Source organism: Rhodocaloribacter sp. (assembly GCF_056451265.1).
On the sequence record NZ_JBWOPL010000062.1, the window covers coordinates 1 to 23,976 of the forward strand.

A 23,976-nucleotide genomic window follows, 5' to 3' on the forward strand; every position below is an offset into this window, starting at 1 on the left:
CCAAACTTTTTCCCGCCCGCGCAATAATACCGGGAACGGCGGCGTTGTATAGAACGAACGTCGGACACAGCGAACGGTCCCTGACGGGTCCCCGACGCGGTCGATCGCCCTGCGGATGCATCTACAAGACGAACAACTGGTCGAAGCTTATCTCGAGCGCGGCGATCAGCGGGCCTTTGGCGCGTTGGTCGAGCGGCATCAGGAGCGCGTGTACGGCTACCTGATGGGGATGGTGCGCGACCCCGACGTGGCGAACGACCTGTTTCAGGAGACCTTCCTCCGGGTGATCGCGGCGCTCCAGAAGCGGCGCGGATCGTACACGCGGCAGGGGCGCTGGCTCGCCTGGGTGATGCGCATCGCCCGCAATGCGGCGCTCGACTATCTGCGCAGCCGAAAGAAGTGGCAGGACGTGACGCCCGCCGACGACGAGGACGGCGCGTCTTTCTGGGAGCGGCTGCCGGACACGGGCGCGCTCGCCGCCGATGAGGCCCTGCACCGCGCCGAAGAGGGCGCATGGCTGGCCGCGTGCATCGACCGGCTGCCGCCCGAACAGCGGGAGGTGCTGCTGCTCAGGCACGAGGCGGAACTGACCTTCCGCGAAATCGCCGAGCTGACCGGCTGTTCGATCAATACGGCCCTCGGACGGATGCGCTATGCGCTCTTGAACCTGCGAAAGATGATGACGACGGCAAAAAAAAAGAGTCTGGCCGAGCCCGCGACGTCCTGACGGACGCTAACCGTGATGACGCCTATGGATAAGAAGCTACAAATAGTGCGGCACCTGTACGGCGAGGTGGATGACCGCGCCGCCTTCCGCCGTCTGCTCGAAGACGAGGAGGTGCGGGCGGAGCATCAGGCGATGAGCGAGGTCAAGTTTCGGCTCGACCACGCTCCGAGGAGACGTCCCGATCCGGCCGTGCTCGGCCGCATCATGGAGGCGGCCGGGCATCCGGAGCGTCTCGAAGCCTCGCCGTCGCGTCGCCGGGATCGCCTTCCGGTGCGCGCCGGACGACGCCGGATGTGGCCGTGGGTCGGCGCGACGGCCGTGGTGGTGCTGGCGGTGGGCCTCGGCCTCGGGCGGCTCGCCTCCGGTCCGGACGACGCGCGCCTCGCTTCGGACGAACGACCGGCCTTTTCCGACCAGGACGAGGGACTGCGGGCGACGCGCGCGCCCGCGACACAGGGAAGACAGACACAAACGGCGGCCGCAGGCCCGGACGACGCGCTCGACTGGGACGGCGCCGACGACGTCCGGCGGCTGCACCGGCGCATCGAGCAGTTGCGGGCGCGCAACGCCGCGCTCCGATGGGGCGAACCCGCCGTGCCGCTGGAGAGGTTGCCTTCGTCCGTGCCCGGCGTCCGGCTGAGCCCGGCCGGCAGCCGACCCCCGGGACGGTGAGGTCCTGCCAACCCCGGCGCCCGAACCTCCCAACGACCCATACGCATACGACGATGAAATCATACCTCCGAATCCCCCTCCTGAGCCTGCCGATGTGGATGCTGGTCGGACTCCTCTTACCCGCGCAGGCGCAGCCCACGCATGCCTTCACCATCAAGGAAGGCAAGGTATACATCGACGGGCGCGAGCTGCCGAAAGACGAACTCCCGGCCTCCCTGAATCTCGAAGGAATGACCGCCGAACTGAAGTTTACCGGCGATGCGCAACCCGTCTTCGAAGTCGGCGGCATCCTCTACAAGGTCGATGCGGAGGGCCTGGTCGAGATTGACCCGGAAGAGGCGGAGGCCTCCGGCGTGGCCGTCTTTTTCCTGCCGGACCTGAAGTTCGATTTCCCGGACATGAACTTCGATGTCAACGTGACCGGCGATGCGCCGCTCGAGGATGTTCGCCAACAGTATGTGGTGGCGCTGAACAGCCGCGCCGAGCAACTGAAAGCGCTGAGTTATGAGTTGAAGACCAGGCACGAGCAGGAGGCCGCACAGATCATGCAGCAGGCGCACCTGCAGGCCGAGGAGGCCGCGCGCATGGCCGGGGCGCTGCCGCGCATCGAACGGGAAAGCTACCTCCGGGAGGTCCGGAAGCACGACCGCGAACTCTTCGAACAACTCATGCGCGAGGAGCAAATGGAGCAGGAGACGCACCGCCTCGCCGCGCGGATACAGACCACCCCCGAAGGCGAAGCGCGGGATGCGCTCATCGAAAAGCTTCGCGCGAAGCTCACCGAGATTTTTGAACTCAAACAGGCCAACCGCCGTCGAGAAATCGCGCAACTCGAAGCGCAACTCGACGATCTCCGCAAGCGCATGAACGAACGTGAACGGATGCGCAAACGCATCATCGAACTGCGCCTGAAAGACCTCCTGGGCCCGTCCGACCCGTACAACTGGTAACGCTTCGTCCGGTCGTGCCCTTTCCCCAAACCCCGATACGCATGAAACCGATGCCGGATTTCCTACCGCTTCGCCGCTTTGTTCTGAGTGCAGCGCTGATGCTCTTCGCCGCCCCCTCGTTCGCGCTCGACCTTGCCGCCGTTGACGCGGCGCCGGACACGATCACGGTCAAAGGCTCGGGCTTCACGGTTCAAGTGATCGACGGGAAAGTGTTCGTCAACGGAGAGGAAGTGGAGGAGGGAACCGCGCTTGCCTTCGAGGTCGATGAGGACAACGTGTGGGTCGATGACGACGATGCGCACATCGTCATGAAGAAGTCGAAGGGTGGGCGTTTCCACGACGAAGATGCGTTCGCCTTCCGGGTGGGGCCCGGCGAGGAACGGGAGCACTTCCGCGCGTTTTTCGGAGAGGGTCCCGAGGTGGAGCGGGAAATCCGACGCGAGCATTTCGCGGGGCCCATCGCGGGGCCCATGAGGGGCAAAAAAATGCTTTTCATCAGCGATGACGACGACGAAAGGTTCGAGCATGTGTTCACCGAGTACGCCGACGCCGAGGTGCGAGAGATGGAGCGTGAGGCGAGCCGGCTGGCGCGGGAGGCCCGCCGCGCCGACGACGACGAGCGAGAGAAGCTCGAAGCGGAACTGCAGAAGAAGCTCGAAGCCATCTTCGAACGGAAGATGGAGCTTCGTGAAAAGCGCGTCGAAGCGCTGGAAGAATCGCTCGAAGAGGCCCGCACGCGTCTGGAAGAGCGGCGGAAGGCCCGAGAGGAGATCATCAGACGACGCCTGCGCGAACTCCTCGGAGAAGACGACCTTTATGAATGGTGATGCGCCGGGGGGCGATACGCTCCACCGGTGAGGGAAATATCTTCCGGAACGAATGAGTGGTTGGTCCGGATGGCCCCTGTCGCGCGCACGGCAGGGGCTTTTCTCTTGCCCTCGAGCGTCCGTCGCGCACGGGTCCGGCGTGGGGGCAGGCGCCGGAGACATGCGTATGGAAATGCGGGCTTTTGGTATTCCCGCGCACGTGGGTTAGTTTACGGGCGACCCTGCCGCCGGAAGCGGGTCGGCGTTCCGGAACGGTAGCGGCGCGCCTCCGCGCCCGCCGGACGGCGGCAACGGGCATCTTGTTTGATGGGAGGAGAAACACGCGCCGGCTCGACGGGTCGATGAGATCAGGCCATGGAACGAGGGGCGGCGCGCGTCCCCCGGATGATATTTTTGCCGAAAGTAATGGAGCACAGGTCGTTGTGATGCAAAGACGGATGGGCCATAGCCGCGTGCGGTCATGGGTGGGCGGTCTGGCGCTGTGGATGGGGGTCGTCGCGCTGGGCGGTGCGGCGGCGGCGACGCCCCGCGTCGAGCGGGTGTCCTTCACGGCGCGCGCCGACGGACAGGGATACGTGATCCGTTTTCACACGAACGAACAGGTGGCCGCCTACAGCGATCCGGTGCGCGTGAGCGACCGGGTGATCGAGATCACGCTCTTCCACATGGACCTCGCGCCCTCGTTCGTGAAGGACGCGCCGGAGGGACCGGTCGAGCGATACACCCTCACTCCGGAGGACGGGCGCATCGTGGCGCGCTTCTTCCTGCGCCGGACCGTCTCGGTGAACGCCTACCGGGATCGTGAAACGACGGATCTGCTGGTGAGCCTGACCTACGAGGCGGGCGCGGCGCAAAAGACCGTCGAGCCGACGGAGGACGCGCGCGAGCGGTGGCGGCTCGACACCGTGGTCATCGACGCGGGACACGGGGGCAAAGACGCCGGTGCGACGGGTGTGGGCGGGCTGCGGGAGAAGGACGTGGTGCTCGCCGTGGCGCTCAAGCTCGGGCAGTACCTCGAAGATCTGCTCGGCGTCAAGGTGGTCTATACGCGCCGGAGCGACCGCTTCATCCCGCTCAAAGAGCGCGGGCGCATCGCCAACGAGGCCGGCGGCAAGCTCTTCATCTCCATCCACGCCAATGCCTCGCCGAGCCGGGGGGCGAAAGGCACGGAGACGTATTTCCTCGGCATGCACAAGACGGCTGCCGCCAGCCAGGTGATGGAGCGCGAAAACAGCGTGATCCGGTTCGAAACCGATCAGGAGCATTACAAGAATTTCGACGAGGCGGACCTCATCCGGATGCAGCTGGCGCAGAGCGCGTTCATGCGACAGAGCGAGCAGCTGGCCGGCCTGGTCGAAGCGCAGTTTGCCGAGCGGGTGGGCCGTCGGAGCCGGGGCGTCAAACAGGCGGGCTTCTACGTGCTCTGGAGCGCGTCGATGCCGGCGCTCCTCGTCGAGCTCGGCTTTCTCTCAAATCCGCGTGAAGCCGCATTTCTCCGAAGCAAATCCGGGCAAGCGTACATGGCAAGCGCTATCTTTAGGGCCGTCAAAGCCTTCAAGAACGATTATGAAAAAGGGCTGCACCTCGTCTCGGCGAAGTGACGCCCCCGACCCCGAGCCCATGGACGCCCTCGAAGCGCTGCGCCGGGCCGTGCGCACCATCCCCGATTTCCCCAAGCCCGGCATCCGGTTCAAAGACATCACGCCGATTTTCGGCCACCCGGAGCTTTTGCGGGAGGCCGTGCGCCTGCTCGCCGACCCCTTCCGCGAGGCCGGCATCACGAGGGTCGTCGGCATCGAGGCGCGCGGATTCATCCTGGGCGGTATGCTGGCTCACGCGCTCGACGTCGGCTTCGCGCCCGTGCGGAAAAGCGGGAAGCTCCCGTATCAAACCATGCGCGAAACGTACGAACTGGAGTACGGCGTGGACAGCCTCGAAATGCACGTCGATGCCGTGGGACCGGGCGACCGGGTGCTCATCCACGACGACGTCATCGCCACCGGCGGCACGGCGGCGGCCACGGCCCGGCTGGCCGAACGCGCCGGCGCGGAGGTCGCCGGCTATGCCTTCCTCATCGAACTCGGCTTCCTCGAAGGCCGCCTCCGGCTCGACGAAGGCCTCCCCGTTCACGCCGTGCTCACGTACTGACGTCCCAGGCTCACGCGCCGACGTCCCGGACGGCCTTCGAACGCGACCCAACCCGCAAAAGACGCATGACGAGATTGTCGATGACGCGCCTGTTCCTGGCCTTCGCGCCGGCGCTGCTCCTGTTTTCCGGTTGCGATTCGTCGCCGAGCGAGCCCGGGACGATCATCCTGCGGCCCGAAGTGTCGGAGGCCGCCGACGGCAAGGACATCAGCTTCTCCTTCTCCGCGGACGGCTTCCCGGTGGGGCAACTCACCGACGTGGACTGTGATTGCCGGATCGACCTCGGGCCGTACCTCGAAGAGCAGGGCTTCACGAAAGCCGACGTCGTCTCGGCTACGCTGGAGTCCGCCCGGCTGGTGATGCTCTTCCCGATCAGCGAAAAGCTCGACTTTCTCGATCAGGCCATCCTCAAGTTCGAAGCCGACGGCCTTTCCGTCACGGAGGTCGCCAACCGGGGCGCCTTTCCGGCCGAGCGGGAGGCCACGCTCACGGTGTTGCCGAACCGGGACGTCTCGGGTTTCCTCACGCGGAGCGACTTCGGAGCGATCCTTCAGATCGACGCGCGGGCGCTGGAGCCGGGCGAGGACTACGAGGTGGCGCTGGTGATGACGTTCCGTCTGGAACTGGAGGGGCTGTGAGCGCCGTCATCGCACCGCGATGCACGAGATCTCGACGCGGACGCCGCGCGGGAGGGCCGCCACCTGAACGGCTTCGCGGGCGGGCGGAGCCTCGCTGAAATACCGGGCGTAGACCTCGTTCATCTGCGCGTAGTCGTTGATGTCGATCAGATAGACGGTGCAACGAACCACGTGCCGGAAGTCCATCCCGGCAGCCTTGAGGACGGCGCCCAGGTTCTCGAGCACGCGCTCGGTCTCGGCCTCGATGCCCTCGTCGATGAGGTGGCCGGTCTTCGGATCGATGGCGATCTGACCCGAACAGTACAGGGTGTTGTCGACGAGGAGAGCCTGACTGTACGGGCCGATGGCAGCCGGCGCGAGCGGCGTCTTGATGCGGGTGCGGGCGGTAGGAGCAGCTTGACGGCGCATAGAACGAAAGGGGTCGTTGGGGGAACCAACTTAACTTCAGGAGCAGAGCCGCTGAACACAAACGAATATTCTTTTAAAAGCCTTTCTCCATTAAAAACACACAACGAACCGACATGGATCTGGGACTCAAAGACCGCATCGCTTTTGTGGCGGGGGCCAGCAGCGGGCTGGGCCGCGCCGTGGCCACGGAACTGGCGCGGGAGGGGTGCAAAGTCGCCCTGTGCTCGCGCGACGCCGCGCGCATCGAGGAGGCCGCCGGGGCGATCCGCGAGGCCACCGGCGCTTCGTGGGACCGCCTTTTGCCTCTCGCGTGCGACGTGACGGACGAGGCGCAAATCGAGGAGGCCGTGCTTCGCACCGTCGGGCATTTCGGCGGGCTGAACGTCGTCGTGACGAACGCGGGAGGGCCGCCCGCCGGCTTCATCGGCGACTTCGATGCGGAGCAGTGGCGCGCCGCGCTCGAACTCAATCTGATGAGCACGATCAACCTGTGCCGCCACGCGCTGCCGCATCTGTACGCAGCGGCAGACGCAGACGATCCCCTGGCGCGCATCCTGATGATCACGTCCATCTCGGCCAAAGAGCCCATCCCGAACCTCTATCTCTCGAACGTGTCGCGGGCGGGCGTGCAGGGCTTCGCCAAGAGCCTCGCCGCCGAGGTCGGACCGGCGGGCATCACCGTGAACACGATCCTGCCGGGCTATACGCGCACCGAACGGCTGACCGAACTCTCGGAGGCAATCCGGGCGCGCACGGGCGCTTCGGTCGAGGACGTCGAGCGAGGATGGGCCGAGGCGACGGCGCTCAAGCGCCTGGGCACGGAGGCCGAGTTCGCCGCCGCCGCTGCGTTCCTCGTCAGCGCCCGCGCCTCGTACGTCACCGGCGTCGCCTTCGTCGTCGACGGCGGGCGGGTGAAGCACCTCCTGTGAGCCGACCGCCCGGTCTGATCTCGCGGACGGCGCGTCCGAGGCGCGCGCGGAATGTGCGTCTCGGCCCGTGTCACGCATACGTTTCGGGAAATCATGAACCTTCGAAAACATTCCGGGGCGAGACGCCTCGCTGCCATGACGGGCGGACTGCTCGTCCTCCTGGCGTGCGCCGCGCCCGCGCCCGCGCCGGAGCCGTACCTCGTCGTGCTCGGCATCGCTCAGGACGGCGGCGTGCCGCAAGCCGGGACGAAGACGCATCCGGGGTGGACCGACCCGGCCTTCCGGCGGCATGTCGTCAGTCTCGGCCTCGTCGATCCGGCGAGCGGCCGCCGATGGCTCTTCGAGGCCACGCCGGATTTCCGCGAGCAGCTTCACACGCTCGATACCTTTGCGCCGACGGCGGGGAAGCCCGGCCTCGCGGGCATCTTTCTCACCCACGCGCACGTGGGCCACTATACCGGGCTCATGTTCCTCGGCCACGAGTCGATGGGCGCCCGCGGCGTGCCGGTCTATGCCATGCCGCGCATGAGCGCGTTCCTCGCCTCAAACGGTCCCTGGAGCCAGCTCGTCCGGTATGAGAACATCGCGCTTCGCCCGCTCGAGGACGGCGCGCCGGTGCGACTCAACGAACGCCTCACCGTGACGCCGTTTCTCGTGCCGCACCGGCAGGAATACTCGGAGGTCGTCGGCTTTCGCATCGACGGGCCGCGCCGCTCGGTGGTGTTCCTCCCGGACATCGACGCGTGGGAGGCGTGGGACGCCGAGGGCACGCGCATCGAAGACGTGATCGCGGGCGTCGACGCGGCATATCTCGACGCCACGTTTTATGCGAACGGCGAGATTCCGGGGCGCGACATGACGGGTTTCCCGCATCCGTTCCTCACGCACAGCATGGCGCGTTTGGCTCCGTTGCCGCCGTCGGAGCGGGCGAAGGTGCGGTTCATCCACCTCAACCACACCAACCCCGCCCTGTGGCCCGGCTCCGAGGCGCGCGCCACGGTGGAAGCGAACGGCTTCCGCATCGCCGAAGAGGGAGAACGCGTGGAGCTTTGAGCCTCAGCGCCCGAGGCCGGCGTCCTCGACGAGCATGATGCCGGCTTCGAGAGGGTCGGTCCGGTTGGCTTCCGGCGCGATCACCCATGAGCCGGCCCGGAAGCGGGGAGGGGAGAGATGACGGCTTCCCGCGGGGCCGCGCCGTCTGGTATCGTATCTGCTCTCGGGGGCGTCGGTACCTCTTGTGAATGCAGGAGATAGGCGCTCGGTGCGGGCCGTCGGCGGGCCGGTCTCTTCGAGATGGAATACGGACATATTCGTCACACAAACGTGCCCGGCCGCCGGCGATATTATCCTACCCTGACGTGCGATACCGGTGCGTTGCATCTCATGTTTCAGTTCGCATCGTCTCGGGAGCACGGCTCGCGCCGGTTCCCCGGCTTTCTGCCTCGTCTCCGCGCGTTTCGGGAGGCGTCTCACCCGCGCTCGGAAGCGCGCCGCCGATCACCTCAACCCCCTCAGCCTCATGCTTCGCCAGAACCGACTCCCGGCGCCGCCACGCCGAAACCGCCGCGCGCATGCGCCGATCGTTGCGCGTGCGGCTGCCCTGTTGCTCGCCGCCGTCGTTACCGCGCCCGGTCTCCTCGCGCAAAACTTCGTGCGCCTCGAAAACCCCGCGGACAACCCCATCACCGGCCTTTCGGCGCCTTCATACAGCGGGGTCGCCTGGATCGATTATGACGGCGACGGCGATCTCGACCTGTTCATCAACAATGATTTTCTCTTTCGAAACGACGGCGGAGACGCCTTCGCGAAAGTGGCCACGGAGATCGGCGCGGTGCAGCCCGAGGCCCTCGGCAACGGACAGACGTGGGCCGACTACGACAACGACGGCGACCTCGACGTCTACGTGTGCAGCGTCACGTCTTTTCTCTATCGAAACGAGGGCGGCGGGGCGTTTACGCGCATCACCGATGGCGAGATGGGGGCGGGAACGGCCAACCGGGGCTGGTCGTGCGCGTGGGCCGATTATGACAACGACGGATACGTGGACCTCGCCATCACGTACCCCGACGGCTTCGTCGATGGGAGCCAGTCGACGAACCACCTCTTTCGGAATGACGGCCCGCCCGCGTACACCTTCAGCCGCATCCTCACCGGGCCCATCGTCACCGGCTTCGCCACGTACACCGTCGGCACGTGGTCCGACTACGATCAGGATGGGGACATGGACTACTTCATCGGCGCCGGACCGGTGAGCAGCGCCACGGCGCCGGATTATCTCTATCGCAACCTCCTCACGGAAAGCGGCGAAGCGACGTTCGAACGCATCACCGAGGGCATCATCGCCACGGAGCCGCAGGACGGGCAGGTGTGGACGTGGATCGATTACGACAACGACGGCGACCTCGACGCCTTCCTGACGAACTGGGGCCTCTTCGTCAACGGCGGCATGCCCAACCGCCTCTATCGCAATGACGACGGCGTCTTCACCAAGGTCACCTCCGGTCCCGTCGTCGAAGACAACGACGTCTCGATCGCGCCGGTCTGGGGAGACTTCGACAACGACGGCGACCTCGACCTCTTCGTGACAAACGACAGCGGGCGTCCCGACCGGTATTATCAAAACAACGGCGACGGCACGTTCACCTCCGTCGAGAACGAGGCCACGCGGACGCAGACGAGCCGGGGCGCTTCCGCGGGCGACTATGACGACGACGGCGACCTCGACCTCGTGGTGGCGGCTCCCGATGAGGGCACGGCGCTCTTTCGAAACGACCTCGCCGAAGGCAACCACTGGCTCAAGCTCCGGCTCACCGGCACGACGTCGAACCGGGCGGCCATCGGGGCGAAGGTGCGCGTGCTCGCCACCGTCGGCGGCGTGTCCGTGTGGCAGATGCGCGAGGTCTCGGCGCAAAATACGTTCAACGGCCACAACAGCCTTGAAGTGCACTTCGGTCTCGGCGACGCCGCCACCGCCGAGACCGTTCGCGTCGAATGGCCGAGCGGAAGTGTGAGTGTGCTCAACGACGTGCCTGCGGATCAGACGCTCTCGATCACGGAGGTGCTCGTCAACGTGGCGAATGAGACGGACGAGCTCCCGGGGGACGTCGCGCTGTGGCAAAACTACCCGAACCCTTTCAACCCCGTTACCACCATCGGCTTCGATCTGGCCCGGGCCGGTTCGGTGCGTCTGAGGGTATTCGATCTGGCGGGCCGCACCGTGCGCACGCTCGCCGAGGGCTTCCGCCCGGCAGGCGCCTATGAGGTGCGCTTCGATGCGACCGGGCTGCCGAGCGGCATCTATCTCTACCGGCTCGAAGGGGAAGGCTTCGCGCAGACGCGGCGGCTGACGCTGCTCAAATGATTCGCGCGCCCGCCCGTCGAAAAAAAATGTACAGGTATGCGGGCGACGTACGTGTAACGTTGCTTCCCCGAGGGGAACGAAGAAGAACCGTGACCGACTTCACAGGAGAAACATGACGAAAAAAAGACTCTGGATCGCCGCGCTGATCATGGGGCTTGGGCTGGCCGGTTGCGCGCAGAAAAGCAAGGAGGCCTCCGAGACCGCTGCGGCGACGAACAGTCCCGCCGAAAGCGTGGAGACCACACCGCCCGACGCTGTCGCCCCGGATCACGAGGCGACGGCAGCCGAAGGCGGCGAGCCCGCAGCCGAAGTGCAGACCTTCGAGGGAACGGGAGTCGTGAAGAACATTACGCCGAGCAAAAGCCACATCATCATCGAGCACGAAACGATTGAGGGCTTTATGAATGCGATGACGATGCCTTTCCGAATCAAGGACCAGGCGGTTCTGGAAGGGATCGCGCGGGGAGATAAGGTCAACTTCGTGCTCACCGTGGCGGGCAACGACGTCTACGTGAGCGCCCTTAAGAAGGTGGACGAATAGCCGCGCGTCGCGCCTTCAAAGAACTAAGACCTGGCCGGGGAATCTCTCGTATCGTACCGTTTTAACGGTGTGGGGAGCGCTATGAGAGCAAAACCGGCCGGGTCTTACTGTTTATTGTCGCCGGGGACGCACCTCTCATGCCGGGGCCGTGATCCCCGACGTTGACCCCGTGCCCGTCGGCGGCATCCCCCGTCCGTGCGTCCTCCGCGTGGGCGCTATACGTAACGAAGCACTTCTTTTTCCGAGCAAATCCGGACAAACCGTTACGGTCCTGATCGGGTGGGGCATGAGGTAGGAAGACCTCTCCGGCGCGCAAAGGGATTGCTTCTTGATCCCCACGTCAAATTTCGATCTGCTCGTCCTGTGGCGGCAAAATCGCATTTGGAACCTTGTCGGCTCCGGCCTTAAGTTGAAGCCGTGAAAAGCATCTTCGGCGCTTTCAGCCGGTTCACGATTCGTCCCTACGCCCTACGTCCCCATGCCGAACATTTTTGAATTCGAAGGCTTTCGCCCGGTCATCCACGAGAGCGCCTTCATTCACCCGAACGCCACCGTCGTGGGCAACGTCGTCATCGGGCGGGACGTGTACGTCGCGCCGGGGGCCGTCATCCGGGGCGACTGGGGTGAGGTCGTCATCGAAGACGGGTGCAACGTGCAGGAGACGTGCGTCATCCACATGTTTCCCGGCGTCACGGTGCGTCTCGAAGAAGGCGCCCACATCGGGCACGGCGCGGTGATCCACGGGGCGCACGTCGGGCGGAACACGCTCGTGGGCATGAACGCCGTGGTGATGGACCACGTGGTGGTGGGCGCGGGATGCATCGTCGGGGCGCTGTGCTTCGTCCCGGCGGACATGAAGATCCCTGCCCGGAAGATCGTCGTGGGCAATCCGGCGAAGATCGTGGCCGACGTGAGCGACGAGCGCCTCGCGTGGAAGACCGCCGGCACGGCACTTTACCAGCAGCTTCCGGGACAGCTTCACCGCTCACTCAAACCCTGCGAGCCGCTCCGCGAGATCCCGAAGAACCGCCCCAAACAGGAGGCCACGTACCGGACGTTTCGGGAGACCATGACGGGGGATCGTTCGTAGTGCATAGTTCGTATGGCGTATCCTCTCATCCGGTCTTCGGAATGATCGTACGTCGGCGCTGTCGTCCGCGCAGCCTGAAGGCTGCTTCTTCATACAAACCATGTGATCGCATGCTTTAGCTTGCGCGGAAAGAGAAACCGGGTCAAGGAAAGCTGTAGAAGGGATATATGCCGGTTCCGCTTACAAAGGTCGGGATAGCTCCTCCGTCATGCGTAGTGCGTATTTCGTAAAGGAGGCGCCAACGGACGGAAAGCCGGTCTTGCGAAATCGAAGATTCACGCCAGTAAATACACAATCCTTAAACCTCATACAGCCATGGAAACGACGGTTCATCTTCACAGGGTCCAGAGTTACGCACAGGGACGGTGGCACGCGGGCGGCGGGAACGCCCGCGCCGTCTATCACGCCGTCACCGGGGAGCCGGTGGCCGAGGTCTCGAGCGAGGGCCTCGACTTCGGGGGTATGCTCGACTATGCGCGGACCGTCGGAGGGCCGAAGCTCCGCGCGATGACCTTTCACGAGCGGGCCCGCATGCTCAAGGCCATGGCGAAGTATCTCATGAGCCGGAAAGAGGAGTTTTACGAAGCCTCGTGGGCCACCGGCGCGACGAAGAAAGACGCCTGGGTGGACGTCGACGGCGGCATCGGGACGTTCTTCGTCTATTCGAGCAAAGGGCGGCGCGAGCTTCCCGACGAGACCTTCCTCCTCGACGGCAACCCGGAGGTCCTCTCGCGCGGCGGCACGTTCATCGGCCATCACCTCCTCGTGCCGCTCGAAGGCGCGGCGGTGCACATCAACGCGTACAACTTCCCGTGCTGGGGCATGCTCGAAAAGCTCGCCCCGACGTTCCTCGCCGGGATGCCCGCCATCGTCAAGCCCGCTTCCGTGACGGCGTTTGTGACCGAGCGCATGGTGCGCGCCATGATCGCGTCCGAGATCCTCCCCGAAGGCGCGCTTCAGCTCATCAGCGGCGGCGTCGGCGACCTCTTCGAGCACCTCACGGGACAGGACGTGGTGACGTTCACCGGCTCGGCCACGACCGGGCGCAAGCTCAAGGCGCACCCGACGGTCATCAACGAGGGCGTGCGCTTCAACATGGAGGCGGACTCGCTCAACTTCTCCATGCTCGGCCCCGACGTGACGCCGGACATGCCGGAGTTCGACCTCTTCATCAAAGAAGTGGCGAAAGAGATGACGATCAAGGCCGGGCAGCGATGCACGGCCATCCGCCGCACGTTCGTCCCGGAAAGCCGGATGGACGCGGTGATCGAAGCGCTCTCGAAGCGGCTGAGCGGGGTGAACGTGGGCAATCCGGCGAACGAGGGGGTGCGGATGGGGCCGCTCGTGAGCCGGGGGCAGGTGCGCGAGGTGCGCGAGCGCGTGGATGAGCTGGCCGAAGCGGGCGAAGTCGTGTACGGCGGGCTCGCGGGCGCCTTCGAGGTGATCGACGCCGACCCCGAGGCGGGCGCGTTCTTCCCGCCGACGCTCCTCCACTGCGCCGAGCCCTTCGCCCACACGGCCCCGCACGACGTCGAGGCCTTCGGTCCGGTGAACACGCTCATGCCGTACGCCACGCTCGACGAGGCCATCGCGCTGGCGAAGCTCGGCAAGGGCAGTCTCGTCGGCTCGCTCGTGACGGCGGACGACCGCGTGGCGCGCGAGGTGGTGCTCGGCACGGCGGCGTATCACGGCCGGCTCCTCGTGCTCAACCGCACGTGCGCGAAGGAGAACACGGGGCACGGCTCCCCGCTGCCCCACCTCGTCCACGGCGGCCCCGGGCGCGCCGGCGGCGGCGAGGAGATGGGCGGCATCCGGGGCGTGCGACACTTCATGCAGCGCACCGCCATTCAGGGCGCGCCCACCACGCTCTCGGTCATCGCCAACGAGTGGCTGCCCGGCGCCGACCGGCCCGAGGCCGACCGGCATCCCTTCGGCAAACCCTTTGAGGATCTCGTCATCGGCGAGACGCTCACCACCGCCCGACGCACCGTCACCGAAGCCGACATCGTCAACTTCGCCGGCGTCAGCGGCGACTTTTTCTACGCCCACATGGACGACATCGCCGCCCGCGAGAGCGACATCTTCGAGGGGCGCGTGGCGCACGGCTACTTCGTCCTCTCGGCGGCGGCGGGCCTCTTCGTCGATCCGCGACAGGGGCCGGTGCTCGCCAACTACGGCCTCGAAAACCTGCGCTTCACCAAGCCCGTCCGCCCCGGCGACACCATCCGGGCAAAGCTCACGGTGAAGAAGAAGACCGCCAAAGAACCGCGCGAGGACGAGCGCCCGAGCGGCGTCGTGGAATGGCACGTGGACGTGACGAATCAGGACGACGAACTCGTCGCCACGTACGACATCCTCACGCTCGTGGCGCTGCGTGACGTCGAAGCGTGAGCTTGTCCCGGAAAAAGCCCATGACCGTGCATCAGGAAACGCTCGAATTCGCCACCACCGGGCACGGCGACCTGCGCGACGTGACGGAAGCCGTCGCGGGCGTCGTCCGCGCCTCGGGCATCGCGACGGGGCTCGTCAACGTGCACGTGATCGGGAGCACGGGAGCCGTCGGCACGATCGAGTATGAGCCGGGGTTGAAGCGCGACCTCCCGGAGACGCTCGACCGCCTCATGCCGCCGGGTCGCCATTACGGGCACGAGCAGACGTGGCACGACGGCAACGCCCATTCGCACCTGCAGGCCACCACGCTCGGCTCGTCGATCACCGTGCCCGTCGGCGAGGGCGGTCTGCTCCTCGGCACGTGGCAACAGATATTCTTCCTCGAATGCGACGTTCGCCCGCGCCGCCGCACCCTCGTCGTTACCGTGCAGGGCGCGTGATCCCTTTCATTCTCCCCCAAACCCGCTCATGGCCACCGTAAACGTCACCCTCGAACAACTCGACGACGCCTTCCACTTCCGCGCCTCGAACGCCGACGGCAACACCGTGGACATCGACGACGCCACGGCGCGGGAGGACGGCGTGGGCAAGGGCGTCGGGCCGATGCAGCTCGTGGTGATGGCGCTCGGCGGATGCAGCGCCGTCGACATCGTCTCGATCCTCCGCAAGAGCCGTCAGAAGATCGACACCTTCACCATCGACGTGACGGGCGAGAAGCCCGACGGCGTCAGCCCCTCGCTCTATGAGCGCATCCACGTCCACTATGCGCTCACCGGCGACCTCGAGGCGAAGCGCGTGCGCCGCGCCGTCGACCTGAGCCTGAACAAATACTGTTCGGTGGCGAAGACGCTCGAGCCGACGGCCCGCATCACGGCCTCGTTCAGCGTCAACGGCGAGCGGTTCGACCTCCCGCGACCATGAGCCCCGACGCCCTTCGAAGCCGCATCGAGGCGCTTGCTGCCCGTCCGGACACACCCGGTGCGGAGGAAGCCTTCCGCGCCTTCCGCGACGCCCTGGACGCCGGCACGATCCGCGCCGCCACCCGCGACGACGACGGGCGCTGGCGCGTCCACGCGTGGGTGAAGGCGGGCCTTCTTCTCGGCTTTCGGCTCGGCGCGCTCACCGACTTCTCCACCGGCCCTTTCGCTTTCTTCGACAAGCACACCTATCCTCCGAAGGCGCTCCGCGTGGCGGACGGCGTGCGCGTGGTCCCGGGCGGTTCGGCCATCCGGAGCGGCGCGTACGTGGCTCCCGGCGTGGTATGCATGCCGCCGATGTACGTGAACGTCGGGGCGTACGTGGACGCCGGAACGATGATCGACTCGCACGCGCTCGTCGGGAGTTGCGCGCAGATCGGCCGGCGGGTGCACCTCTCGGCGGCCGCACAGATCGGCGGCGTGCTCGAGCCCGTCGGGGCGCTGCCCGTCATCGTCGAGGACGATGTGTTCGTCGGGGGCGGATGCGGCGTGTATGAGGGCTGCCTCGTGCGGGCGGGGGCGGTGCTCGCGCCCGGCGTCACGCTCACACGCGCCACGCGGCTCTTCGACCTCGTGCGCGAGCGCGTCCTCACGGCGGAGGACGGGGTGCTCGAAGTGCCTGCCGGGGCGGTCGTCGTGCCCGGCTCGCGCCCGGCGGCCGGAGCGTTCGCCGCCGCGCACGGGCTCGCGCTCTACGCGCCCGTCATCGTCAAGTACCGGGACGAGAGGACCGACGCGGCGACGACGCTCGAAGAAGCGCTCCGGAGCCGCCTCCGAGGCGTGTGACCGGACCCTTTGCCGCCCGCTGCCTGCGCATCTTCTGCGCGCCCCTGTGCACGGCGTGCGCCGCCCCGGTGCGCCGGAACGTCCATACCCGGCGCGCGCGGTCGCCCCGGGCCATACACGCACCGGAATTTTTACCGGTCCGTTGCCTGATAAAATCTGATTCGGGACCCTTTCGCCAAAATATTTCCCCGTGGATTCGCCCAAAGGTGCATTTTAGTGCGGGAATGCAGATATTCTTCTCATGCCGTGAACCGATGTGCTTCTCTCATGCGGCGCCACCCGTGCGAAAAACGAGAGAGGGGGGAAACCAAAAAAGAGACGACCACCGGAGTCTCTGCACTGCAAAAGAGAGCAATCGTAAAGCTATTTTTGAAGTCCTGACCTTGCCGTCAATTTTTCCGGCACAGTCATTTCAGGTCAGCGATTTGCTCTCCGATACCCTTCTCCAACCCGCACTCCACCACGTATATCCCGGGACAGGTATAGGACCGAACTATGAGGCGACTGGCTACGACGGTTTTCGGCTTGCTATGGGTTGTTTCCGCCGTTGCGCAAACGATCCCCGACATCCCCATTTCCTTTACGCTTCCCGAAGCGGGGTATGTCACCATCGTGCTCGAAGATCAGAACGGCAACCGTGTGCGCAATCTGATTCAGGAGACCTATTTCCCGGCGGGTGCGCACACCATCTCATGGGACGGCTATGACGTTGGCTATCCCGTGAACCGGCCCCGCCCGGAGGGTGAGTACGACATCGAGCGGCAGCTCGTCGCTGCCGGGACGTACCGGATCAAGGGACTCTTTCATAAAGGCATCTCCTATAAATACGAGTTCTCCGTGCAAAGTCCGGGCTCGACGCCCTGGCTCACGGACGACGAGCGCGGCGGCTGGCTCTCGGACCAGCAGACCAGTTACGACGTGATATGGCTGCCCGCGGGCGCCGTCGGCATGACGCCGGAGCCGAGCCTTTTCTTTGCGGCGAAAACCGGTGAGGCCGGCAACGCCCTCATGATCACCGACGAAGACGGCAACAAGGTCTATGGTCGGCAGAGCACCCCCGGCGGCTTCTTCGGCGCGCACAACCTCGCGCGCGATCCCGGCCCTGCAGCCAACCCGGACGTGGCCGTCTACCTGGCTGTCGCCGACAGCACGACGCTTCGGGTCCATCATTTCAAAGGGATCAACGGCAACGTCAACGACGATCCGGCTACCTATACGCTCGCCGTCAATGACGACGCCAACGTCAAGGGAATGGCGGTCTACAATGAAATAGTCGCCGTCTCGCTCCCGCTCATGAACGAGATCGTCTTTTTCGATTACCCGAACCGAACGGTGCTGAAAACCGTCTCGGCCGCGAGCCCGCGCGGCATGTACGTGACCGAGGATGAGTTGCTATACGTGGTCGAAGGAACGGAGGTGGTCCGTTATGACGCCCGCTTCGATACGGGCGCTCTCGCACAACGCACCGTCATCGTGGCGAGCGGGCTCGAAGATCCGCAGAGCATCACCCTCCACAACGACGAGATCTACGTCTCCGACTGGGGGTCGAGCCATCAGGTGAAGGTCTTCGACATGAACGGCGTCTTGCAGCGGACCATCGGCAGCCCCGGAGGTCCGCAGATCGGCCTTTACGATGAGACCGGCATGGGCTACCCGCGCGGCATCGCCGTGGACAGTCGCAATCAGCTCTGGGTGGCCGAAAAGCACAAGGCGCCGAAACGTATCTCGCGATGGGATGCGCTCACCGGCGCCTTCGACCGGGCGTGGTACGGCCCGCCCAAGTACGGCGGCGGCGGCATGCTCGACCCCTTCGACCAGACGCGCTTCTATTATTCGCAGTCCGGAAAGGACGACAAGATGCGCGGCTACGAGTTTGAAATCGACTGGGCTGCCGGGACGTCTCACGTCTCCCGCATCCTCGTCGATGAGGAGCACCACCCCACCGGCGTCGACGTGCCCACCCGGCGCGCGCCCGAATATGTGCGCATGGTGGACGGCAGGAAGTACCTCGTCAACAACAACCAGGAGCCGCAGGCCGGACGCGGCGCCGTGACCATCTGGCTGCTGGAAAACGACCGCCTGTGGCCGGTGGCCGCCGCCGGACCCGCAAGCGAATGGGAAGCGGTCGCGGAGTTGAATGAATGGACGGCCTACGACGACGACAACCGCAAGGTGTTCTTCGTCTGGAGCGACCTCGACCGGGACGGCGACGTCGAACCCGGGGAGGTGCAATACCACAGCCAGGATAAATTTCAGGGAACCGTCTATGCCGAGGAGGACCTCTCGGTGACGAGCATCTGGGGCTACAAGGTGGGCGCGCCGAGCATACAGAGCAACGGCGTCCCCCTGTATGACATCGACACGTGGACGGCCTTCGCTCCGGACTCCGTCGGCAACGACTTCCACAGCTACCACCTCTCGAACGACAGCCTCTTCATCAGCATGCTCGGGCCGCTCACCTTCTTCAAGGACGGCCAGCTCATCGCGCAATACCACTCGCAGTGGCCCAACCGCAACCCGGACGAAGTGCCCGTGCCCACGGAACAGTACCCCGGGCAGTTGCTCGAAACGGCCCGCGTCCTCGGCGACTTCGTCGAGCCCAAAGGCGGCGACGCCGGGCTGATCTGGGGCGTCAACTCGGACTACGGCCAGGCCTACCTCCTCACGTGGGACGGCTACTTCGTCACCAAAATCCTCGAAGACGACCGCACGCATCCCATCTGGCGCTTTCCCGAAGGCGAAATTCAGCGCGGCGACGAGATCGCAGGGGTGAGCGCCGAGTTCGAGCAGTTCTGGATCACCCTCAACCAGGGCGCCGACGGCGAGGTCTACCTCGTGGCGGGCAAGGAGCACGCTTCCATCCTCCGCGTCGACGGCCTCGACACGATCCAGCGCTTCGACTTCGGCGACGTCGTGGTGACGGAGGAGGACCTCGGCGGCGCCGGCGACACCATCACCGAGGGCTTCGCGCCGCTGGCCTTCATCACGTCTCCGGCGCTCGATGAGAAGTTTATCGTGCCTTCCGACGTCCCCATCGTCACGGACGTGAGCGACAATGACGGCGTGGTCACGAAGGTCGCGTTTTACGCCGACGGCGTGCTCATCGGGGAAGTCTTCAGCGAACCGTTCGACTTCACCTGGACGAACGTTCCGGCGGGGACGCATACGCTTCAGATCATTGCGACCGACGACGACGGCAACGAAGGGCCGTCGGGTGAAGTGCCTATCCTCGTGAACACCCTGCCGACGGCGACCATCGTCGCTCCACAGGCGGATTCGGTCTTCCTCGCGCCGGCCACGATCACCATCGAGACGGACGTTGCCGACGTGGACGGGACCATCACCAACGTCGCTTTCTGGAGCGGAGGCGTCTTTCTCGGCGACGTGACGGCGCCGCCCTATACCTTCACGTGGACCGACGCCGAGGCCGGAATCTATGACCTTTACGTCATTGCCACGGACGATCAGGGCGACACGGCGACTTCGGACATGGTTTCCATCACCGTCAACGCTCCCCCGACGATCTCCCTGAAAAAACCCGCCGAGGGGGAGGTCTTCACCCTCCCCGCAGACATCGAGATCCGCGCCACGCCCCTCGACGACGACGGGACCATCGCCGGCGTCGCGTTCTTTGCCGGCGACTCGCTGCTGACCGAGTTGACCACGGAACCGTTTACGTACTTCTGGAGCGACGCCGCGCCGGGCGCGTATGCCCTCAGCGCCGTCGCCACGGACGACCTCGGCGCCGCCGTGCGGTCGGACACGGTGAACATCATCGTCAACGAGGCGGGCACGGTCGCGATCACCTCGCCTTCGGACGGCGCGATCTTCGTCTGGCCCGCTGAAATCACCATCGACGCCACGGCCGACGACAGCGACGGCGCGATCGCGAAGGTCGAGTTCTTCCGGCGGAACCTGCTCCTCGGCGAAGACACCACGGCTCCGTACAGCTTCACGTGGGCGGACCCCGGCACGAACACGCACGACCTCATCGCCGTGGCCACCGACGACCAGGGGGCCGTGACCGTCTCCGACACCGTCACGGTCATCGTCACCGAAGCGCCGACGGCCGCGATCCAGAACGTCGCCGACGGGGCCGTCTTCGTCGAGGGCGAGGACCTCGACATCCGCATCAACGCCACGGACGACGGCGCGGTGGCTCAGGTCGAGCTCTTTGCCGACACCACGAGCCTGGCCGTGCTCACCGAGTCCCCCTACACGTTCACATGGACCGGCCTGGAACTCGGCGCGTATGTGCTCACCGCCGTCGCCACGGACGATCTGGGCGTGCAGACCACCTCCGATGCGGTGAACATCGAGGTGCAGGCCGCCGTCGCCGATCTCACGGTCACGGTGACGCCGCTCGATGCGCCCATCGTCATCGGGGCCTCGGGCGGGCTCTATCAATACGACCTCGACGTCGTCAATACCGGCACCATCTCGGCGACGACGGACGTGTGGGTCACCTTGAGCGGGCCGGGGATCACTTTCACGAAGGGGCCGATTCCGATCACCGTGGCGGCGGGGGACACGTTCGGAGCCACCATCGCGCAGAACGTCCCGGCCGGAGCAGCGGCGGGCACGTATACGCAGAGCGGATCCATCGGCGCGTTCCCCATCGCTGATCAGTCGGACAGCTTCACGTTCGAGAAACTGGCGGGCAAACGAGGGAGCGGTCCCGTCGTGACCAACTGGAACTCGACCTTCGATGCGCTCATCGCCGCGTCCACCGAGGAGCCGATTCCGGAGTCCTACGGACTCGGCCAGAACTACCCCAATCCCTTCAACCCGCAAACGACGATCACGTACGATCTACCCGAGTCGGTGCCCGTGCGCCTGACGATCTATGACGCACTGGGCCGTGAGGTGGCGCGTCTCATCGACGGGGTGCAGCCCGCCGGCACGCACCGCGCGGTGTGGAATGCCGGACGCATGGCGAGCGGGTTGTACTTTTACGACCTGCGGGCCGGAGACTTCCATCAGGTGAAAACGATGATTCTCCTTCGTTAGCGCGTTCCTTCGTTAAAATGTTTGAACGTTCCTCCAGGGCCCTGACGTTCAAACGCCCCGACGCAAAGAAGCCCTCCCACGGACCGCCGGGGAGGGCTTCTTTCATGAAACCGGAAGGGCCGGATAGCGGCTATTTGAGCAAAACCATGAGGCGGCTCTTCTCGAAGTCGCCGGCCCGGAGCTTATAGAAATACGTGCCGCTCGGCAGGTCGGCCCCGGCGTCGTCACGCCCGTCCCACACGACGGAGCGGAAACCGGCGTTCTGCACACCGGAGGCGAGCGTGCGGACCTCGCGGCCCAGCGCATTGTACACCTTGAGCGTCACCCGCGCCGGTTCCTTGAGGGCGTACCGGATGGTCGTCGTGGTGCGGAACGGGTTCGGGTAATTCTGTTCGAGGCTGAAGATGGCGGGCACGACGCGCGAGCCGGCGGTCTGGAGGTCTTCGGTCACCCACGCCTGTCCGTCTTTCACCGGCGCGTCCGTGCTTGCGTCGAAGAGGGTCCAGCGGTCGTCGCCGCGATGGGCAGCCGCCGCTCCGGCGAGTTTTTCGAACGTGAAGCCGTCCGACTGATCGGCGACGGGGAACGCGCCGACGGAGGCCGTATAGGTGTACGTGCCCGCCGGCGCTCCGGCCGGCACCTTCTGCGTGACCGTTCGGAGGAGCGAGCCGCTCGCGTCGAGCGAGACGTTGAACGGCCCCCGCGTCACGTCGACGCCGCCGTCGTTGGTGATCGAGAGCCAGAGGTCCGTCGTCTGCGCCGAGGTCGTCGTGTTGACCACCGTGAGGTCGAAGGCGAAGCTCCCGCCCTCGGGCGGAATCTCGACGGGCGGGTTCAGCGGCGCGACGGCGACGGTGACGGCGGATTGATCGTCCTGTCCCCAGTCGCCGAGGGGCGTCAGCGTCGGCCCGCCGACCTCGCAGGTGTCGAGGTCGCCGCCGAGATGGCGGTGCCCGGTGCGGTACCACAGCACGACGTCCGTCTGATCGATGGGCTCCCCGTTGACGAGGCCGTTGGGCTGGATCTCGCACTGAAACGTGTTGTCGTCGAGCTCATTGGGGCGGTAGCTCGTAAAGAAAGCGTCCAGCTTTGAGAACTCGTCCACGGGCAACTCATAATCTTCGAGTCCCGGTTCGAGGTGGTAGCCGCGCCCGGTCAATGCGTCGAGGACGGACCAGCCCACGTTGTCGAGCGGGTCGCCCCACGTCCGCGTCGTCTCGGTGGCGAAGGTGAGGTCCGCGCCGGCATCGCTCGTCTCGACGATGTAGTCATTCGCCGCCCCTTCGATGTCGAAGTCGAGCCGCCAGTAGACGTGATGGTTGTGCGTATTGTTCACGCATGAGGCGGGCACCGAGGCGAAGGCAAACTCGGGCTGGATGCGACCGTCGAGGTAGAAATTCCAGCGCATCGTGTAGCGGTACCATCCCGCTTCGGCCTGGGTGGTGAGCACGAGCCGGTCGGCGTACGACTCGGACGCGACCCCGGTGAAGCTGCCCACGTCGCCGCCCGAGCCGCCGGTGTCGCAGACGGTCTGCACGGTCCCCGGCGTCGATTCGGCATAACAGCTGTTGACCACGCCGTCGGCGATGAAGGTCACCTCCTGATCGAGCCAGTCACGGAAACAGCCGCACCCGCCCGGATCATATTCCACGTTGAGGATGGGCGCGTGCCCGCGTTTGAGCACGAGGCGCCCGTTGTACCTTACGTCACGGATCTCGATGCCGGAGCCGTTGGTCCCCGAACTGGCGGCGGCCGGGATCCAGCAAAACTCCCAGACGGGGTTCGTCTCGGGCCAGGCGACGGGATTGCATCCGCCCGTGCAACTTTGTGCGGCGGCGGAGACGGGCCCCAGAAGCCCGATGAGACCAAGGCTGAAGAAGAGGGATAAAGACAGGCGTTTCATATGCGGGGGAAGCGGCAGGATGAAGGGGGCGACGGAAAAGAGGCGGGTGCGCCGGGCGGCGCTCAATGGCCCGGATAAAGGTTGCGGTGCACAACCCGGCGGGACACCAGGTCCACGGCGACGAAGCGAAGCGAGCGCGTGCGTTCGGGCGCGAGGATCTCGATCTGAAGGCAACGAGTGCCGGGACCGCAGGGCCCTTCATCCTCCCGCAAGACGAAACCGCCGTCGAGCACGGCGTTGTTCTCCCGGAAGAGCGCGCCGAGTTCGTCGTCGGCCAGCACGAGGGTGTATGCCTCCGCCAGTTCTTCGGCGGTGGGCCGGGGCAGCTTCGTCACCGTCTCCTGTTCGATGAGCGTGCCCGCCGCATCGTAGACGTACTGCCGGGCCTCCCCCGCATCGTAGTCGAAGACGACCTCGACGCGGTAGACGAGCTCTTGTCCGTCCACCTTGACCGGCTCGGACCATGACTTGAGCACCCGCGTGTTGCCCTGCCCCCACGCACCCGGCGTCGACCAGAGCGCCGCGAGCGCTACGATGAGGGCCGGGCCCAGGCTCCGGCGAATGAAACGGGGAAAGAGGGCGCGCAGGATCATGACGTTGAGGGAGACGGTGAAGGGG

At 65.7% G+C, this 23,976-nt stretch carries 21 protein-coding genes; 17 read left to right on the plus strand and 4 right to left on the minus strand.

Annotated elements, in window-relative coordinates; all coding sequences use genetic code 11:
* The first annotated feature begins 115 nt into the window (after window positions 1-115).
* The 7 genes from AC1HIY_RS11110 to AC1HIY_RS11140 all read left to right on the plus strand — a co-directional run bounded on the left by AC1HIY_RS11110 (window position 116) and on the right by AC1HIY_RS11140 (window position 5,962).
* Complete coding sequence (locus AC1HIY_RS11110) at window positions 116-727, plus strand: RNA polymerase sigma factor (RefSeq protein ID WP_479576805.1); 612 nt, start codon at window positions 116-118, stop codon at window positions 725-727.
* Between the two features lie 24 nt (window positions 728-751).
* The gene (locus tag AC1HIY_RS11115) at window positions 752-1,399 is read left to right on the plus strand and encodes a hypothetical protein (RefSeq protein ID WP_479576806.1); all 648 of its coding nucleotides are present in this window, start codon (window positions 752-754) and stop codon (window positions 1,397-1,399) included.
* A gap of 53 nt (window positions 1,400-1,452) precedes the next feature.
* Window positions 1,453-2,349 carry a hypothetical protein gene (locus tag AC1HIY_RS11120; RefSeq protein ID WP_479576807.1) on the plus strand — a complete coding sequence of 299 codons (897 nt, stop codon included), beginning with the start codon at window positions 1,453-1,455 and terminating at the stop codon, window positions 2,347-2,349.
* Between the two features lie 41 nt (window positions 2,350-2,390).
* The gene (locus AC1HIY_RS11125) at window positions 2,391-3,176 is read left to right on the plus strand and encodes a hypothetical protein (RefSeq protein ID WP_479576808.1); all 786 of its coding nucleotides are present in this window, start codon (window positions 2,391-2,393) and stop codon (window positions 3,174-3,176) included.
* A 425-nt stretch (window positions 3,177-3,601) separates the two neighbouring features.
* Complete coding sequence (locus AC1HIY_RS11130; RefSeq protein ID WP_479576857.1) at window positions 3,602-4,777, plus strand: N-acetylmuramoyl-L-alanine amidase family protein; 1,176 nt, start codon at window positions 3,602-3,604, stop codon at window positions 4,775-4,777.
* Window positions 4,778-4,796: 19 nt separating this feature from the next.
* On the plus strand, window positions 4,797-5,324 hold the full coding sequence (locus tag AC1HIY_RS11135) for an adenine phosphoribosyltransferase (protein WP_479576809.1): 528 nt from the start codon (window positions 4,797-4,799) through the stop codon (window positions 5,322-5,324).
* Between the two features lie 65 nt (window positions 5,325-5,389).
* Entirely contained in the window at window positions 5,390-5,962 is a 573-nt protein-coding gene (locus tag AC1HIY_RS11140) for a hypothetical protein (protein WP_479576810.1), read from the plus strand.
* 6 nt (window positions 5,963-5,968) lie between these two features.
* Here AC1HIY_RS11140 and AC1HIY_RS11145 read toward each other — a convergent pair whose 3' ends face one another.
* Entirely contained in the window at window positions 5,969-6,370 is a 402-nt protein-coding gene (locus tag AC1HIY_RS11145; protein WP_479576811.1) for a RidA family protein, read from the minus strand.
* A 113-nt stretch (window positions 6,371-6,483) separates the two neighbouring features.
* On the opposite strand from AC1HIY_RS11145, the gene AC1HIY_RS11150 reads away from it, so the two are divergent.
* Both AC1HIY_RS11150 and AC1HIY_RS11155 read left to right on the plus strand, forming a co-directional pair.
* On the plus strand, window positions 6,484-7,299 hold the full coding sequence (locus tag AC1HIY_RS11150) for an SDR family oxidoreductase (RefSeq protein WP_479576812.1): 816 nt from the start codon (window positions 6,484-6,486) through the stop codon (window positions 7,297-7,299).
* A 93-nt stretch (window positions 7,300-7,392) separates the two neighbouring features.
* A complete protein-coding gene (locus AC1HIY_RS11155) occupies window positions 7,393-8,352 on the plus strand; it encodes an MBL fold metallo-hydrolase (RefSeq protein WP_479576813.1) in 960 nt (319 codons plus the stop codon).
* Window positions 8,353-8,355: 3 nt separating this feature from the next.
* Here the strand turns inward: AC1HIY_RS11155 and AC1HIY_RS11160 are convergent, their stop codons facing one another.
* The gene (locus tag AC1HIY_RS11160) at window positions 8,356-8,607 is read right to left on the minus strand and encodes a hypothetical protein (RefSeq protein ID WP_479576814.1); all 252 of its coding nucleotides are present in this window, start codon (window positions 8,605-8,607) and stop codon (window positions 8,356-8,358) included.
* 211 nt (window positions 8,608-8,818) lie between these two features.
* Here AC1HIY_RS11160 and AC1HIY_RS11165 point away from each other — a divergent pair, with 211 nt between their 5' ends.
* The 8 genes from AC1HIY_RS11165 (at window position 8,819) to AC1HIY_RS11200 (ending at window position 21,455) form a co-directional block, all read left to right on the plus strand.
* Window positions 8,819-10,660, plus strand: a complete 1,842-nt coding sequence (locus tag AC1HIY_RS11165) for a T9SS type A sorting domain-containing protein (protein WP_479576815.1) — start codon at window positions 8,819-8,821, stop codon at window positions 10,658-10,660.
* 112 nt (window positions 10,661-10,772) lie between these two features.
* Window positions 10,773-11,201, plus strand: coding sequence for a copper-binding protein (locus AC1HIY_RS11170; RefSeq protein WP_479576816.1), 429 nt, complete (start codon window positions 10,773-10,775; stop codon window positions 11,199-11,201).
* 478 nt (window positions 11,202-11,679) lie between these two features.
* Complete coding sequence (locus AC1HIY_RS11175) at window positions 11,680-12,291, plus strand: acyltransferase (protein ID WP_479576817.1); 612 nt, start codon at window positions 11,680-11,682, stop codon at window positions 12,289-12,291.
* Between the two features lie 315 nt (window positions 12,292-12,606).
* Window positions 12,607-14,682, plus strand: coding sequence for a phenylacetic acid degradation bifunctional protein PaaZ (gene paaZ, locus AC1HIY_RS11180; protein WP_479576818.1), 2,076 nt, complete (start codon window positions 12,607-12,609; stop codon window positions 14,680-14,682).
* A gap of 20 nt (window positions 14,683-14,702) precedes the next feature.
* On the plus strand, window positions 14,703-15,122 hold the full coding sequence (locus AC1HIY_RS11185; RefSeq protein ID WP_479576819.1) for a secondary thiamine-phosphate synthase enzyme YjbQ: 420 nt from the start codon (window positions 14,703-14,705) through the stop codon (window positions 15,120-15,122).
* Window positions 15,123-15,150: 28 nt separating this feature from the next.
* A complete protein-coding gene (locus AC1HIY_RS11190; RefSeq protein ID WP_479576820.1) occupies window positions 15,151-15,603 on the plus strand; it encodes an OsmC family protein in 453 nt (150 codons plus the stop codon).
* Window positions 15,600-16,445, plus strand: a complete 846-nt coding sequence (locus AC1HIY_RS11195; protein ID WP_479576821.1) for a 2,3,4,5-tetrahydropyridine-2,6-dicarboxylate N-succinyltransferase — start codon at window positions 15,600-15,602, stop codon at window positions 16,443-16,445. The genes AC1HIY_RS11190 and AC1HIY_RS11195 overlap by 4 nt, the downstream gene beginning before the upstream one ends.
* A 495-nt stretch (window positions 16,446-16,940) precedes the next feature.
* Complete coding sequence (locus AC1HIY_RS11200) at window positions 16,941-21,455, plus strand: Ig-like domain-containing protein (RefSeq protein ID WP_479576822.1); 4,515 nt, start codon at window positions 16,941-16,943, stop codon at window positions 21,453-21,455.
* 130 nt (window positions 21,456-21,585) lie between these two features.
* Here AC1HIY_RS11200 and AC1HIY_RS11205 read toward each other — a convergent pair whose 3' ends face one another.
* Together AC1HIY_RS11205 and AC1HIY_RS11210 are read right to left on the minus strand one after the other, a co-directional pair.
* Window positions 21,586-23,358, minus strand: coding sequence for a FlgD immunoglobulin-like domain containing protein (locus AC1HIY_RS11205; protein WP_479576823.1), 1,773 nt, complete (start codon window positions 23,356-23,358; stop codon window positions 21,586-21,588).
* Window positions 23,359-23,420: 62 nt separating this feature from the next.
* Entirely contained in the window at window positions 23,421-23,951 is a 531-nt protein-coding gene (locus AC1HIY_RS11210; RefSeq protein WP_479576824.1) for a hypothetical protein, read from the minus strand.
* Window positions 23,952-23,976: the final 25 nt, after the last annotated feature.